At 50.8% G+C, this 14,316-nt stretch carries 10 protein-coding genes; 4 read left to right on the top strand and 6 right to left on the bottom strand.

Translation table 11 applies throughout. The annotated features are described in order from the left end of the window. Window positions 1-2 precede the first annotated feature (2 nt). Entirely contained in the window at window positions 3-227 is a 225-nt protein-coding gene (gene cspD, locus LVQ77_RS06035; RefSeq protein WP_151992731.1) for a cold shock-like protein CspD, read from the bottom strand. A 323-nt stretch (window positions 228-550) separates the two neighbouring features. On the opposite strand from cspD, the gene clpS reads away from it, so the two are divergent. Both clpS and clpA read left to right on the top strand, forming a co-directional pair. Next, window positions 551-871 (top strand): ATP-dependent Clp protease adapter ClpS, encoded by a 321-nt coding sequence (gene clpS / locus LVQ77_RS06030; RefSeq protein WP_034456405.1) that lies wholly within the window; start codon window positions 551-553, stop codon window positions 869-871. 27 nt (window positions 872-898) lie between these two features. Next, window positions 899-3,172: an ATP-dependent Clp protease ATP-binding subunit ClpA gene (gene clpA, locus LVQ77_RS06025; protein ID WP_151992730.1), complete on the top strand. Its 2,274-nt coding sequence runs from the start codon at window positions 899-901 to the stop codon at window positions 3,170-3,172. A gap of 105 nt (window positions 3,173-3,277) precedes the next feature. Here the strand turns inward: clpA and infA are convergent, their stop codons facing one another. The 5 genes from infA to trxB form a co-directional block, all read right to left on the bottom strand. Beyond that, entirely contained in the window at window positions 3,278-3,496 is a 219-nt protein-coding gene (gene infA / locus LVQ77_RS06020) for a translation initiation factor IF-1 (RefSeq protein ID WP_002211347.1), read from the bottom strand. A 291-nt stretch (window positions 3,497-3,787) separates the two neighbouring features. Then, complete coding sequence (aat, locus tag LVQ77_RS06015; RefSeq protein WP_232865022.1) at window positions 3,788-4,480, bottom strand: leucyl/phenylalanyl-tRNA--protein transferase; 693 nt, start codon at window positions 4,478-4,480, stop codon at window positions 3,788-3,790. A 202-nt stretch (window positions 4,481-4,682) separates the two neighbouring features. Next, window positions 4,683-6,404, bottom strand: a complete 1,722-nt coding sequence (cydC, locus tag LVQ77_RS06010) for a heme ABC transporter ATP-binding protein/permease CydC (protein WP_232865021.1) — start codon at window positions 6,402-6,404, stop codon at window positions 4,683-4,685. Further along, entirely contained in the window at window positions 6,404-8,170 is a 1,767-nt protein-coding gene (gene cydD / locus LVQ77_RS06005) for a heme ABC transporter permease/ATP-binding protein CydD (protein WP_232903963.1), read from the bottom strand. The genes cydC and cydD overlap by 1 nt, the downstream gene beginning before the upstream one ends. A 130-nt stretch (window positions 8,171-8,300) precedes the next feature. Next, window positions 8,301-9,269, bottom strand: a complete 969-nt coding sequence (trxB, locus tag LVQ77_RS06000; RefSeq protein WP_064517474.1) for a thioredoxin-disulfide reductase — start codon at window positions 9,267-9,269, stop codon at window positions 8,301-8,303. Window positions 9,270-9,759: 490 nt separating this feature from the next. Between trxB and lrp the strand changes: the two genes are divergently transcribed. Continuing rightward, window positions 9,760-10,254: a leucine-responsive transcriptional regulator Lrp gene (gene lrp / locus LVQ77_RS05995; RefSeq protein WP_000228469.1), complete on the top strand. Its 495-nt coding sequence runs from the start codon at window positions 9,760-9,762 to the stop codon at window positions 10,252-10,254. 121 nt (window positions 10,255-10,375) lie between these two features. After that, window positions 10,376-14,164: a DNA translocase FtsK 4TM domain-containing protein gene (locus LVQ77_RS05990; protein WP_232903962.1), complete on the top strand. Its 3,789-nt coding sequence runs from the start codon at window positions 10,376-10,378 to the stop codon at window positions 14,162-14,164. The last annotated feature ends 152 nt before the right edge of the window (window positions 14,165-14,316 follow it).

Raw genomic sequence — 14,316 nt, 5'->3', positions numbered from 1 at the left:
GGTCAGGCGACCGCTGCTTCTAGCTCCAGAGGTACAATCAAGCTAGCGTGATTGCCTTTTGGCCCCTGATGTACATCAAACCTGACTGTTTGCCCGGCTTTAAGCGTTCTGTAACCATCCATCTTAATGGTGGAGTAATGAGCGAAGATATCTTCGCCACCGCCTTCAGGGCAGATAAAACCGAACCCTTTGGCGTTATTGAACCATTTAACTGTACCCGTCTCCATGCTTCTACATCCTTCGAAAATCTTATAAGTGAGATGGAATGAACCGGTGGGTGAGGGCGGGCTGTTCAAAACCTCGCCAACTCACGCTTGTACAATGTAGATAATTTAACCATGTCGTCAAGCGTTGCACGGGGGTGATCGATTGAAAATGAATCAAAAATTTGAAGCAGTTAACGCTATTGTGATTAATGTGACAGAGCTCTCTATAGCTAAAAGTTGTCACGTTTGAACTCAATGAGTCACGTTAACTGAAAGCGTATTACACTCAACCTATGGGCTTCGCCTTAATGATAACGGGCGATTTAACATGATGACGATTTGCAATGGGTAAGACGAACGATTGGTTGGATTTCGACCAACTGGTGGGTGACAAATTGCGCGAAGCGCTAAAACCACCGTCGATGTATAAAGTAATGTTAATGAACGATGACTACACGCCGATGGAATTTGTTATTGACGTGCTGCAAAAGTTCTTTTCTTATGATGTAGAACGTGCGACGCAATTGATGCTCACTGTGCACTATCAGGGTAAAGCTATCTGTGGCATTTTTACTGCAGAAGTAGCGGAAACCAAAGTCGCGTTAGTGAACCAGTATGCAAGGGAGCATGAGCATCCGCTGCTGTGTACGCTAGAAAAAGCCTGAAGAAGGCAAAATTTGGGGGAGGTGCCTATGCTCAATCAAGAACTGGAACTCAGTTTAAACATGGCTTTCGCCAGAGCGCGCGAGCACCGACATGAGTTTATGACTGTCGAGCATCTGTTACTGGCTTTGCTCAGTAACCCATCGGCTCGTGAAGCGCTGGAAGCGTGTAGCGTAGATCTGGTGGCGCTGCGACAGGAACTCGAGGCCTTCATCGAACAAACCACACCGGTTCTGCCAGCCAGTGAAGAAGAGCGTGACACTCAACCTACGCTCAGCTTCCAGCGCGTGCTGCAACGTGCGGTGTTCCACGTCCAGTCTTCTGGTCGCAGTGAAGTCACAGGCGCAAACGTGCTGGTGGCTATCTTTAGCGAGCAGGAATCCCAGGCAGCGTACCTGCTGCGTAAACATGAAGTTAGCCGCCTTGATGTGGTGAACTTTATCTCTCACGGTACACGTAAAGACGAACCTAATCAGGCACCGGGTGCAGAAAATCCGGTCAATGAAGAGCAAGCAGGCGGGGAGGAACGTATGGAAAACTTCACCACCAATCTCAACCAGCTTGCACGTGTGGGAGGGATCGATCCGCTGATTGGCCGCGAGAAAGAGCTTGAGCGTGCCATTCAGGTTCTGTGCCGTCGCCGTAAAAACAACCCACTGTTAGTGGGTGAATCGGGTGTCGGTAAAACCGCCATTGCCGAAGGGCTTGCCTGGCGTATTGTGCAGGGCGATGTTCCGGAAGTGATTGCTGATTGCACTATTTACTCGCTGGATATCGGTTCGCTGCTGGCGGGTACCAAATACCGTGGTGACTTTGAAAAACGTTTCAAAGCGCTGCTTAAACAGCTTGAGCAGGATCAGAACAGCATCCTGTTTATTGATGAAATTCATACCATCATCGGTGCGGGCGCTGCATCTGGTGGGCAAGTTGATGCCGCAAACCTGATTAAGCCGCTGCTCTCAAGTGGCAAGATTCGTGTTATCGGTTCAACCACTTACCAGGAATTCAGCAATATCTTTGAGAAAGACCGTGCTCTGGCGCGTCGCTTCCAGAAAATTGATATTACTGAGCCAAGCGTTGAAGAAACCGTTCAGATTATTAACGGCCTGAAACCGAAGTACGAAGCGCACCACGACGTGCGTTACACCGCGAAAGCGATTCGTGCAGCGGTGGAGTTGGCGGTGAAATATATCAACGATCGCCACTTGCCAGATAAAGCCATTGACGTTATCGACGAAGCGGGTGCTCGTAGCCGCCTGATGCCGGTGAGCAAGCGTAAGAAAACGGTCAATGTCTCTGACATCGAAACCGTGGTTGCGCGTATTGCGCGTATCCCGGAGAAAAGTGTTTCAGCAAGCGACCGCGATACGCTTCGCAGCCTTGATGATCGCCTGAAAATGCTGGTGTTTGGCCAGGATAAAGCCATTGAGGCGTTAACCGAAGCCATCAAAATGAGCCGTGCCGGTTTAGGGCATGATCATAAGCCAGTGGGTTCATTCCTGTTTGCCGGCCCTACGGGTGTTGGTAAAACAGAAGTCACTGTTCAATTGGCGAAATCACTGGGCATTGAGCTGTTGCGCTTCGATATGTCGGAATACATGGAACGCCACACGGTGAGCCGTTTGATTGGTGCACCTCCAGGTTACGTTGGTTTCGACCAGGGCGGCCTGCTGACGGATGCGGTCATTAAACATCCTCACTCCGTGCTGCTGCTTGATGAAATCGAAAAGGCGCACCCGGATGTCTTTAACCTGTTATTGCAGGTGATGGACAACGGTACGCTGACCGATAATAACGGGCGCAAAGCTGATTTCCGTAACGTAATTCTGGTGATGACTACCAACGCTGGTGTGCGTGAAACCGAGCGTAAGTCTATTGGCCTGATTCGTCAGGACAACAGCACCGATGCCATGGAAGAGATCAAGAAGATCTTTACTCCAGAATTCCGCAACCGTCTGGACAACATTATTTGGTTCAACCATCTGTCTACAGATGTGATTCATCAGGTTGTCGACAAGTTTATCGTCGAACTCCAGGTGCAGCTGGATCAGAAAGGTGTGTCTCTGGAAGTGAGCCAGGAAGCGCGCGATTGGCTGGCAGAAAAAGGCTATGACCGTGCAATGGGCGCTCGTCCAATGACTCGTGTTATTCAGGACAACCTGAAAAAACCACTCGCTAACGAACTGTTATTTGGTTCACTGGTGGATGGGGGACAGGTGACGGTAGCGCTGGATAAAGATAATCAGAAACTGATTTATAATTTCCATAGCGCGCAGAAGCATAAACCGGAAACGGCGCACTAATTAATAATTAGTGCCGTAATAAAAAAAGGCCAGGTCAATGACCTGGCCTTTCTATTATTAAATTGTTCACGCCGCCTGTTTACCACGCAGCGCTAAATAAAACTATCAGCGACTACGGAAGACAATGCGGCCTTTGCTCAGGTCGTACGGGGTCAGCTCTACAGTGACTTTGTCACCCGTCAGGATGCGGATATAGTTTTTACGCATTTTACCGGAGATATGAGCGGTTACCACGTGCCCGTTTTCCAGCTCAACGCGGAACATGGTGTTAGGTAACGTATCAAGTACGGTACCCTGCATTTCAATATTGTCTTCTTTGGCCATCTAATCCTCGAGGGTATCACTACCATAGTTTTGAACCGGCAAGATAATGCCCAAGTTCACGTATCATGTAAAGAATTGTTGGTGAAATCACCAGCGAAAGTGCAATTTGCGCATTACCCAAAACCCAACCAAAAGCTGCACTATTGGCGCTTATGATGAGGGCTGCGAAGAGATAAACGATGGGCTGTCCCTGTTAAAGCTAATCCCAAACGGCGGCGGGGTAATGAGCAGAGCTCACTCTGCGGGGCTAATTATAACACTCTTAACAGTAATGTGCCGTAAACATTATCGCTACGACAGGATTTGTGGCACCCAACAATAAGATGCCAGATGTTGTGGACGAAATATGGACAGATGTTCCAGATACTCACGGCGAGGAATTTCAATTGCTCCTAGCGATGCGGTATGGGCATTAAGTACCTGGCAATCTATTAGCTTGCCGCCATAACTGAGAAAGTGTTGGCAGAACACCAGTAGCGCTGTTTTGGAGGCGTTTTCTCGGCGACTGAACATTGACTCTCCACAAAATAGAGAGCCTTGCGCCACACCATATACTCCCCCCACTAATTCTTTATCTTCCCAGACTTCTATCGAATGAGCATGGCCGAGTTCATGGAGTCGTTTATAGGCGTCGATGATTTCAGGTGTAATCCAGGTTCCTTCGTCACGATCGTCTGCGCACTCGGCGATAACACGCTCGAATGCGTGGTTCAGCGTTACGCGGTACGGGGAGTTGCGGTGGAAACGCTTCATGCTGCGGCTCAGGTGAAACTGATCCGGGAAAAGCACCGCGCGCGGGTCTGGCGACCACCATAAAATAGGATCGCCAGGTGAAAACCAGGGAAAGATGCCGCGCTGGTAAGCCATCAGCAAACGAGCCGGGCTTAAATCGCCCCCGAGCGCCAGTAACCCATTAGGTTCACGCAACGCGCCTTCCGGTGAAGGAAAGGCGATTGAGTCACGGGAAAGCTGAATAAGGCGCATGACGTCACGGCTCCGGGGCTAACTATAATTATTGATAATAGACTAAGTGCTCATCCCATTAGGGCTATTTAATTTGCCATTTTGAACCTGGGCAGTGCTCAGAATCCTCACGTACTTCGTATACGTTCCGGTTCCTGCGCGCTGTCCGTGTTCAAACTGACTGCAACAATAACGCCTACTGGGATGGTACTCATTACACAGTCTACAAACGCTGATGGAAATGATAATAACGGCCAGCGCTGGCCATCAAATCTGCGTGAGTACCTTGCTCAATAATTTCCCCGTTGTCCATCACAATAATGCTGTCGAAATGAGCCAGCCCACGCAGGCGATGCGTCACCATCAGCACGGTTTTTTCTTTGGTCACTTCGGCCAGTAAATCAAGTATCTGGCGTTCAGTTTCCGCATCTAAACCTTCGGTCGGCTCGTCGAGCAAAAACAGCGGCGCGTCATGCAATAAGGCTCGTGCAATCGCCAGACGGCGCAATTCTCCGCCTGATAACTGCCTGCCACCTTCCCCAAGCCAACTATTCAGGCCTGAGTCGTCTAACAACTTCTCAAGACCTACGCGCGTCAGTACACGACTCAGTTGTTGATCGCTTGCCTGGGGGGCTGCGAGCAAAAGGTTGTCGCGCAGCGTGGCACTAAATAAATGGACGCGCTGAGAGACGACGCTGGTGGCTGCGCGTAAAGCCGTTTCATCAAACTGGCTCAACGGTTCTCCATTAAGGCGAATCTCGCCCTGCTGCGGTTCCCATGCACGGGTCAGCAATTGAAGCAGCGTTGATTTACCACAGCCTGTGCGCCCGAGAATCGCGACATGTTGCCCAGCCTCGATTCTGAGAGAGATGTCCCGTAACGCCATTTGAGACTGCTCAGGATAGGCAAAGCTAAGGTTGTTAATATCCAAAGCTACGCTTTCAGGGATGGAGTGAGGCTGTTCGGTGAAAACGACCTCCGGTTTTTGACTGGTGATTTCAGTTACGCGTAATGCTGATGCGATAACCTGACCCAGATGTTGAAACGCTCCGGTGACCGGAGCCAATGCCTCAAAGGCGGCCAGGGCACAGAACACAAACAACGCAATAAGCGCACCTGGTGTTGTATTTCCACCTACGCCAGCCGCAGCCATCCACAGCATCAATATGACGGCAACACCGCTGATAAGCAGCATAACGGCTTGTGAAAGAGCCGTAAGCTCCGCCTGGCGGCGCTGTGCTTCTTGCCAGCGATCTTCGGTGGCTTCGAGTTGCTGGCGATAACGCTGGGTAGCACCAAAAATGGTTAATTCTGCGTGGCCCTGGAGCCATGCTGTGAGTTGCTGACGGTATTGTCCACGCTGGACGGTAATCGCCTCACCGGTTGATTTTCCCGCGTAATAAAATAAGGGTGGCAATATGACTAATGTCGCCAGCAAAACACCGCCGAGCGTTAGAGCTAACTGCACATCGAGGAAGCTCAAACCGAACGTGACAACGGCAATGACGACAAATGCACCGACCATCGGCGAAATCACGCGCAGGTAAAGATGATCAAGGGTGTCGACATCCGCAACCAGGCGATTAAGCAATTCACCCTGGCGAAAACGAGCAAGCCCAGCAGGGGAGAGCGGAAGCAGTTTGCTAAAAGTGGAGACGCGCAGATGCTGAAGCACGCGGAACGTCGCATCATGGCTGACTAGGCGTTCAAAATAGCGCCCTGCGGTACGCGTAATTGCGCCACCACGCACACCAGCGGCAGGCAACATATAGTTAAAACTATAAATACCTGCAACGCCGACCACAGCCGATGCGGAGAGGAACCAGCCAGAAAGCGTGAGCAGCCCAATGCTTGCCAGCAGTGTGATAATCGCCAGCACCACGCCAAGTGTCAGTAGCCATTTATGACGGCAATAAAGCGCCAGATAGGGCAGTAAAGCGCGCATTAAATCTCCTCCTGGCGATGAGCCAGTAACGTAGCAAACGGACCTTCCTGAGAGGCAAGCGTTGCGTAATTCCCTTGTTGCACAATACGACCATCACGCATCACCCACACTTCATCCCAGTCGCTGATGTAGTCCAATTGGTGCGTTACCATTAACGTCGTTTGTTGGCGGGAAGCATCACTCAAAGCGTCCATCACTCGCTGCTCGCTGTGAGCGTCCAGGCTTGCGGCTGGTTCATCCAGCAATAACAATCCACATGGCATCAGCAAGGCTCGTGCTACGGCAACACGTTGTGCCTGGCCGACCGATAAGCGCGCTGCGGCTTCGCCAAGCGGTGTATCAATACCTTGCGGTAACAACGGCAGGAATTCGCTGACAGAGGCTTTTTCCAGTGCGGTAGCTAATTGTTCAGAGCTCGCATCGGGAGCACTCAACAGCACGTTTTCGCGGATGGTTGGAGCCGGAAGTTGTGGGTTTTGCCCAACCCAACTGAGTTGTTCACGCCACCATTTAGGGTCAAGCTCTGAAAGCTCAATACCGTTGATTAGCAAGTGCCCTTGATAAGGTAAAAAACCAGATAACACGTTGAGTAGTGAGCTTTTACCAGCACCACTTTGCCCAACCAAAACGACGCGTTGATTGGCTGAAAGAGTGAAGTTCAGAGGACCTGAGAGAGCTTTTTCTTCGGTTGACAGGATAACTAAATCTCGCGCTTCAATGCAGATTGGCTCGTTGCAATTAAATTGTGCACTGCCTTTTTTACGTTCCTGCAATGGCGCATCGAGGAATGTCATCAGGCTATCAGCTGCACCCACGGCTTGTGCTTTAGCGTGGTAGAAAGTGCCTAAGTCGCGTAGCGGTTGGAAAAACTCAGGAGCAAGAATCAGGGCCAGGAAACCCGCAAACAGCGTCACGCCGGTGCTGTAATGGCCAAAGTTCAGCTCCCCAAGATAGGAGAAACCAAAGTAAACCGCGACCAGCGCGATTGAAAGTGAGGCGAAAAACTCCAGCACGCCAGAGGAGAGGAACGCAAGGCGTAATACTTCCATTGTCCGCTGGCGGAAATCCTGCGAAGCGACGCGGATATTCTCTGTTTCAGCGCTACCACGGTTAAACAAGCGAAGTGTTTCCATACCACGTAGGCGGTCAAGGAAATGGCCGCTAAGGCGAGCCAGCGCCTGGAAGTTACGGCGGTTCGCATCTGCAGCCCCCATACCGACCATTGCCATAAACAGCGGGATAAGCGGTGCGGTGCAGAGCAAAATCAATGCAGCGACCCAGTTAGACGGGAAAATCACGATTAAAATCAGCACCGGGACCATCACCGCAAGCGACATTTGCGGCAGATAACGAGCGTAGTAATCGTGCATGTCTTCAATTTGTTCCAGCACCAGCGTCGCCCAGCTACCGACAGGTTTACCCTGAATCCAGGCCGGACCAGCTTCGTGGATGCGATCGAGCACTTTACGGCGTATTTCCTGCCGAATGTGCAGCCCGGCATAAAAACCGACCTTTTCACGCAGCCATACGACCCAGGCTCGTAATACAAAAATCAGAATCAGGATAACGAACAGCAGAAGCAAAGCTTCACGCGGTATGTTTTCCATAATCATATGCTGCAACACCCTGGCTAAAATCCAGGCCTGAGCAACGATCAGCAGCCCGCTGACCAAACCCAAAAAACGGGAAAGCCCCAGCCAGCGGCGCGAGATAATGCTTTGTGTTTTTAGCCAGCGGCTAAGTTCTTGTTGACGGGTTTTATTCATGGTTGCCAGTGCAGGTAAATGATGAATTATCAGGCAAAATTTGCGGGCAATGTTACAACGCAGGCAAAAGAAAGGCGACTTATTCAGTCGCCTTTACGTATCTTCAAACTGTCGCTATGGGTTACGAGAGTTACTTATTCTGTTCGGCGAGTCCGTCCAGGTAACGCTCAGCATCTAATGCAGCCATACATCCTGTGCCTGCAGAGGTAATTGCCTGGCGGTAGATATGGTCCATAACATCACCAGCGGCAAATACACCAGGGATGCTGGTTTGCGTGGCATTACCGTGGATACCGGACTGGACTTTGATGTAACCATTCTCCAACTCTAGCTGACCGTCAAAAATCCCCGTGTTCGGGCTGTGGCCGATAGCAACAAACAGACCCGCAACTTCTAGCTCTTCAGTCTGGTCAGTATTATGCGCATCGCGCAGACGCAAGCCACTAACACCCATTTGATCGCCAGTTACTTCATCCAGCGTGCGGTTAGTGTGAAGTACGATATTGCCGTTCTTCACCTTATCCATCAGACGATTAATCAGGATTTTCTCAGCGCGGAAGCTGTCACGGCGGTGAATCAAATGCACTTCAGAGGCAATGTTTGCCAGATAAAGCGCTTCTTCAACTGCGGTGTTACCGCCGCCGATGACCGCAACTTTTTGATTGCGATAGAAGAAACCATCACACGTAGCACAGGCAGAAACACCACGGCCTTTAAATGCCTCTTCTGAAGGCAGACCCAGGTAACGTGCTGAGGCGCCGGTTGCGATGATCAATGCATCACAGGTGTATTCACCGCTGTCACCCGTCAGTCGGAATGGACGATTTTGAAGATCAACTTTAGAAATATGATCGAACAGGATTTCTGTTTCGAATTTGGTCGCATGTTCGTGCATGCGCTCCATCAGAGCTGGGCCAGTCAGGTCGTTTGGATCACCCGGCCAGTTCTCGACTTCAGTCGTAGTGGTCAACTGGCCACCTTTTTCCATTCCGGTAATCAGAACGGGTTTGAGGTTGGCGCGTGCCGCGTAGACTGCTGCGGTGTAGCCCGCAGGGCCGGAGCCAAGAATTAGCAATTTACTGTGTTTAGCGGTGCCCATGAGATCCTCATTGTTCGTTGGCAGACAATCGAGGGATTGTAGGGAATTTGGCGGGTTAAAAAAAGGGTGCAGCGATTTTGTTAACTATATGTGCAATAGCTGTGCTCAATCAGCCGTAGAACAATTCACTGAAAGCGCATAAAAATCCACCTGATCAGGGTAATTAGTCACGTAGGTAAAGTGATGAATAATCGTCAAGTGCCCCGGATATATGGCACGTTCCACTAAATTTCGATGTTTTGCTTTGACAATCCGCTAAGCATTTGCGAAAACATTCGAGGAAGAAAAACATTTGGTATGAGAGCTGTAAAATAATCACGCATACCTGATGCAATTTTACCGGGTTATTGAAATCTACTCATGGCGTGGACAGACGCCATGAGTGATGTCGATGGCGGCCATTGGGCACCGGTCTTCTCACGTACACTCGGAACATTGACGTTGCCCGGGTTATGGCAGGTGAAGGAAGGAACACAGAGAGACAATAATAATGGTAGATAGTAAGAAGCGCCCTGGCAAAGATCTCGACCGCATCGATCGTAACATTCTAAACGAGCTGCAGAAGGATGGACGTATTTCCAACGTCGAGCTTTCGAAGCGAGTAGGGCTTTCACCGACTCCGTGCCTTGAGCGCGTGCGTCGCCTGGAACGACAGGGTTTCATTCAGGGCTACACAGCTCTGCTGAACCCGCATTATCTGGATGCATCACTTCTGGTTTTTGTTGAGATTACTCTGAATCGTGGCGCACCGGATGTGTTTGAGCAATTTAACGCCGCAGTTCAAAAACTTGAAGAAATTCAAGAATGTCATTTGGTATCCGGCGATTTCGACTACCTGTTGAAAACCCGCGTGCCTGATATGTCAGCGTACCGCAAATTACTAGGCGAAACCTTGTTGCGACTGCCGGGTGTGAACGATACCCGTACCTATGTGGTCATGGAAGAGGTCAAACAGAGCAATCGTCTGGTTATTAAGACCCGTTAACACGGGCCAGGTGCAAAATCTGCGTATTTTGGTTACACTCCTGGTAATTCATACAGCAACAGTGCCGGGAATGCCCGGCACTGTTGCTCTCCATAGTTATTAAGGACCTGGAGAGTCTTACTTGAGCCAGGAATACACCGAAGAAAAAGAAGTTACATTGAGGAAACTCAGCAGCGGGCGTCGGGCATTAGAAGCCTTACTGCTCCTTGTTGCCATTTTTGCCGTCTATTTGATGGTAGCGCTGCTTAGTTTTAATCCTTCCGATCCCAGTTGGTCACAAACCGCATGGCATGAACCTATCCATAATTTAGGTGGGATGCCTGGCGCGTGGTTGGCCGATACACTGTTGTTTATTTTTGGCGTAATGGCCTACACCATCCCGGTTATCATTATCGGTGCGTGTTGGTTTACTTTCCGCAATCGGGATAACGAAGAGTTTATTGATTATTTTGCCGTTTCCTTACGCCTGATAGGCGTGTTGGCTATGGTTCTTACCGCCTGTGGCCTTGCTGCGATTAACGCCGATGATATTTGGTATTTTGCCTCTGGCGGGGTAATTGGTAGCTTGCTGAGCACTGCCATGATGCCATTGCTCAACAGCAGTGGCGGCACTATTGCGCTTTTGTGCGTGTGGGCGGCAGGGTTAACGTTGTTTACTGGTTGGTCTTGGGTCGGGATCGCTGAGAAAATTGGTAGCGCGACTTTAAGCGTGCTGACGTTTGCCAGCAACCGCACTCGCCGGGATAACACCTGGCAGGATGATGATTACGACGAAGAAGAACATGATGAAGAACACGCACCAGCAGTAGAAAAGCGTGAGTCTCGTCGTGCGCGTATTTTGCGTGGCGCATTGGCTCGCAAGCAGCGCATTTCAGAAAAATTCGCCAATCCAAATGCACGCAAAACAGATTCAGCGCTGTTTTCTGGCAAGCGTATGGATGATGCCGAAGATGATGTTTTGTTCTCGCCAAATAAAGCCACGCAGTCTGAGGATGACGTACTTTTCTCTGGTAATAAAGCAACACTGTCGGAAAACGATGAGTACGATCCGTTATTACATGGGCAATCTATCGTTGCGCCGGTCGCTGCTGCTGCCGCTATGGCGAACCCAGCATACGCCGCCCCGGTGATGCCAACAGCAACCGTACCTCCTGTCGCTACGCCTGCGCCGGAAGTAGTAGAGACTCCTGCAATTGCCTGGGAACCAGCACCGACTACTGTGACGCCTGAGCCTGTGCTTGCGCCGACACCTGAAAGTTATCACGCGCCTCGTGCCGCTGAACAATACAACCCTCAACAGGTGACCAGCCATTGGGCAGAGCCAGAAATAGTTCAGCCTGTTGTTGAACAAGCTGTTGTTGCACAAGCTCCAGTTCAGCCAATTTATTACGATCCCACCCCAGCGCAATCAATTGTTGAGCCTGAGCCTGTAGAAGAGGTAAAGCCAGCCGTTCGTCCGCCTATCTATCATTTTGAAGAAGTAGAAGCCAAACGTGCTCGTGAGCGTGAACAACTGGCGGCCTGGTATCAACCGGTTAGTGAGCCGAAACCCGATCCTTATGGGTATGACAGCTCCCCGGCATTTGCATCAACATCTGTACCGGATTCTTCACGCTTTGAGGCACCAGCTATTCCTCAGGGCTTCTCTGGCGTTGTACCTGAGGTTCCTGTCGTAGCGGCTCCCCCTGTTCCTCAAGGTGTCAAAGATGCGGCAAAAGCTGCCAGTGCTGTGGCTGCCTTTAGCCCGGTATTCAGCATTGCCAGTGATGCGCCACGTCCGCAGACAAAAGAGGGGATTGGCCCGCAGTTGCCACGCCCAAATCGTGTGCGTGTACCGACTCGCCGTGAACTCGCCTCTTATGGAATTAAGTTACCGTCTCAGCGTATGGCTGAAGAAGAAGCGCGTCGCCAGAATGGTATGGATATTGAAAACGACTATGCTGACGATGCCGAAGAAATGGAACAGCATGAACTTGCTCGTCAGTTCGCAGCTCAACAGCAGCAGCGTTATGGCGAAGAGTATGAAGACAACTCTTTGCAGCAGGATGCGGATGAGGCCGAGCAGGCAGAATTGGCGCGTCAGTTTGCTGCCCAGCAGCAACAGCGTTATTCAGCACCCCAGCAGCAACCTAACCAACAACAGTCAAATAATGTTCCGTTCTCATTGGATGATTTTGATTTCTCGCCAATGAAAACGTTAGTGAACGATGGTCCTGGTGAGCCAATGTTTACGCCGAGTCACATTGAAGAAGCTGCGCCTGTTCAGCAGCCGCAAAGCTGGCAGCCTGCACCTCCGCCGCAACATAATGTGCAACAGCCGCCAGCACCTTCTGCACCCGTAGCGGCACCACAGGCGCAGATTCATGAAAGTTTGATCCATCCATTCCTGATGCGTAATGGTGACGATCGCCCATTGCAGCGCCCAACCACGCCGTTGCCATCTCTGGACTTGCTGACCTCGCCACCTGCGGAAGTTGAGCCAGTAGATACCTTTGCTCTTGAGCAAATGGCGCGCCTGGTTGAAGCTCGTCTTGCGGATTATCGTATTAAAGCCGATGTGGTGGATTACTCTCCAGGTCCGGTAATCACGCGCTTTGAACTTGATTTAGCGCCGGGTGTTAAAGCTGCGCGGATTTCTAACCTGTCTCGTGACCTTGCGCGTTCGTTGTCGACTGTCGCGGTGCGTGTTGTAGAGGTTATTCCGGGTAAACCGTATGTGGGCCTGGAATTACCGAACAAAAAACGCCAGACCGTATACCTACGCGAAGTGCTCGATTGTGCCAAATTCCGCGAAAGCACGTCACCGTTAACCGTGGTGTTGGGCAAAGATATTGGTGGCGAGCCTGTCATTGCCGATCTGGCGAAAATGCCGCACTTGCTGGTAGCCGGTACCACCGGTTCCGGTAAGTCCGTTGGCGTAAACGCCATGATCCTCAGCATGTTGTATAAAGCCACACCTGACGAAGTGCGCTTTATCATGATCGACCCGAAAATGCTTGAGCTGTCGGTGTATGAAGGCATTCCACATCTGTTAACTGAAGTCGTTACAGATATGAAGGATGCTGCCAATGCATTGCGCTGGAGCGTTAACGAAATGGAGCGTCGCTACAAGCTGATGTCGGCTTTAGGCGTGCGAAATCTGGCGGGTTACAACGAGCGTGTGCTGGAAGCTGAACGCATGGGCCGTCCGATTCCAGACCCGTTCTGGAAGCCGGGCGACAGCATGGAAATTGCTCATCCAATGCTTGAAAAACTGCCGTATATCGTGGTGCTGGTGGACGAATTTGCTGACCTGATGATGACGGTAGGCAAGAAAGTTGAAGAGTTGATCGCTCGCCTGGCGCAGAAAGCGCGTGCCGCGGGTATTCACTTAGTGCTGGCAACCCAGCGTCCATCGGTAGACGTGATTACCGGCTTGATTAAAGCCAACATTCCTACGCGTGTAGCGTTTACCGTGTCGAGCAAAATTGACTCCCGCACCATTCTTGACCAGGCCGGTGCTGAGTCACTGCTGGGAATGGGGGATATGCTCTATTCCGGGCCAAACTCAACACTGCCAGTGCGTGTACATGGCGCGTTTGTCCGCGATCAGGAAGTGCATGCTGTCGTTCAGGACTGGAAAGCGCGTGGTCGCCCACAATATATCACTGGTATTACTTCAGATACCGAAAGTGAAGGCGGTGCAGGTGGCGGTCTTGACGGTGATGAAGAACTCGACCCGTTATTTGATCAGGCTGTCGCGTTTGTGGTTGAAAAACGTAAAGCGTCTATTTCCGGCGTTCAGCGCCAGTTCCGCATTGGCTACAACCGTGCGGCGCGAATCGTTGAGCAGATGGAAGCGCAGGGTATCGTGAGTCCCCAAGGGCATAATGGTAACCGCGAAGTGCTTGCCCCACCGCCATTTGAGTAACCCTGTGCAAAAGAGTCGTGATTGCGGCTCTTTTGCAAAGAAGGGTAAATTACCGGAAAATCAGCTTATTCTTCTGTTGCTTCAGAATAGCTCTCAACTAGAGTGGGCAGCAGAAACGCCACTGTGTATTCATTTTGTGGTGCGTGAATTTA

Origin of the sequence: Buttiauxella cochleicola (assembly GCF_021282435.1) — a bacterium.
GTDB lineage: Bacteria > Pseudomonadota > Gammaproteobacteria > Enterobacterales > Enterobacteriaceae > Buttiauxella > Buttiauxella massiliensis.
Note: the sequence above shows the minus strand (reverse complement) of the source record. Positions and strands in the feature narration are given on the sequence as shown.

Bases quoted from the DNA above. Each gene is read 5' to 3' on its own strand.
- clpA (WP_151992730.1), top strand. From the start codon at position 899: ATGCTCAATCAAGAACTGGAACTCAGTTTAAACATGGCTTTCGCCAGA.
- clpS (WP_034456405.1), top strand. From the start codon at position 551: ATGGGTAAGACGAACGATTGGTTGGATTTCGACCAACTGGTGGGTGAC.
- cydC (WP_232865021.1), bottom strand. From the start codon at position 6,404: ATGCGCGCTTTACTGCCCTATCTGGCGCTTTATTGCCGTCATAAATGG.
- infA (WP_002211347.1), bottom strand. From the start codon at position 3,496: ATGGCCAAAGAAGACAATATTGAAATGCAGGGTACCGTACTTGATACG.
- cydD (WP_232903963.1), bottom strand. From the start codon at position 8,170: ATGAATAAAACCCGTCAACAAGAACTTAGCCGCTGGCTAAAAACACAA.
- cspD (WP_151992731.1), bottom strand. From the start codon at position 227: ATGGAGACGGGTACAGTTAAATGGTTCAATAACGCCAAAGGGTTCGGT.
- trxB (WP_064517474.1), bottom strand. From the start codon at position 9,269: ATGGGCACCGCTAAACACAGTAAATTGCTAATTCTTGGCTCCGGCCCT.
- aat (WP_232865022.1), bottom strand. From the start codon at position 4,480: ATGCGCCTTATTCAGCTTTCCCGTGACTCAATCGCCTTTCCTTCACCG.
- lrp (WP_000228469.1), top strand. From the start codon at position 9,760: ATGGTAGATAGTAAGAAGCGCCCTGGCAAAGATCTCGACCGCATCGAT.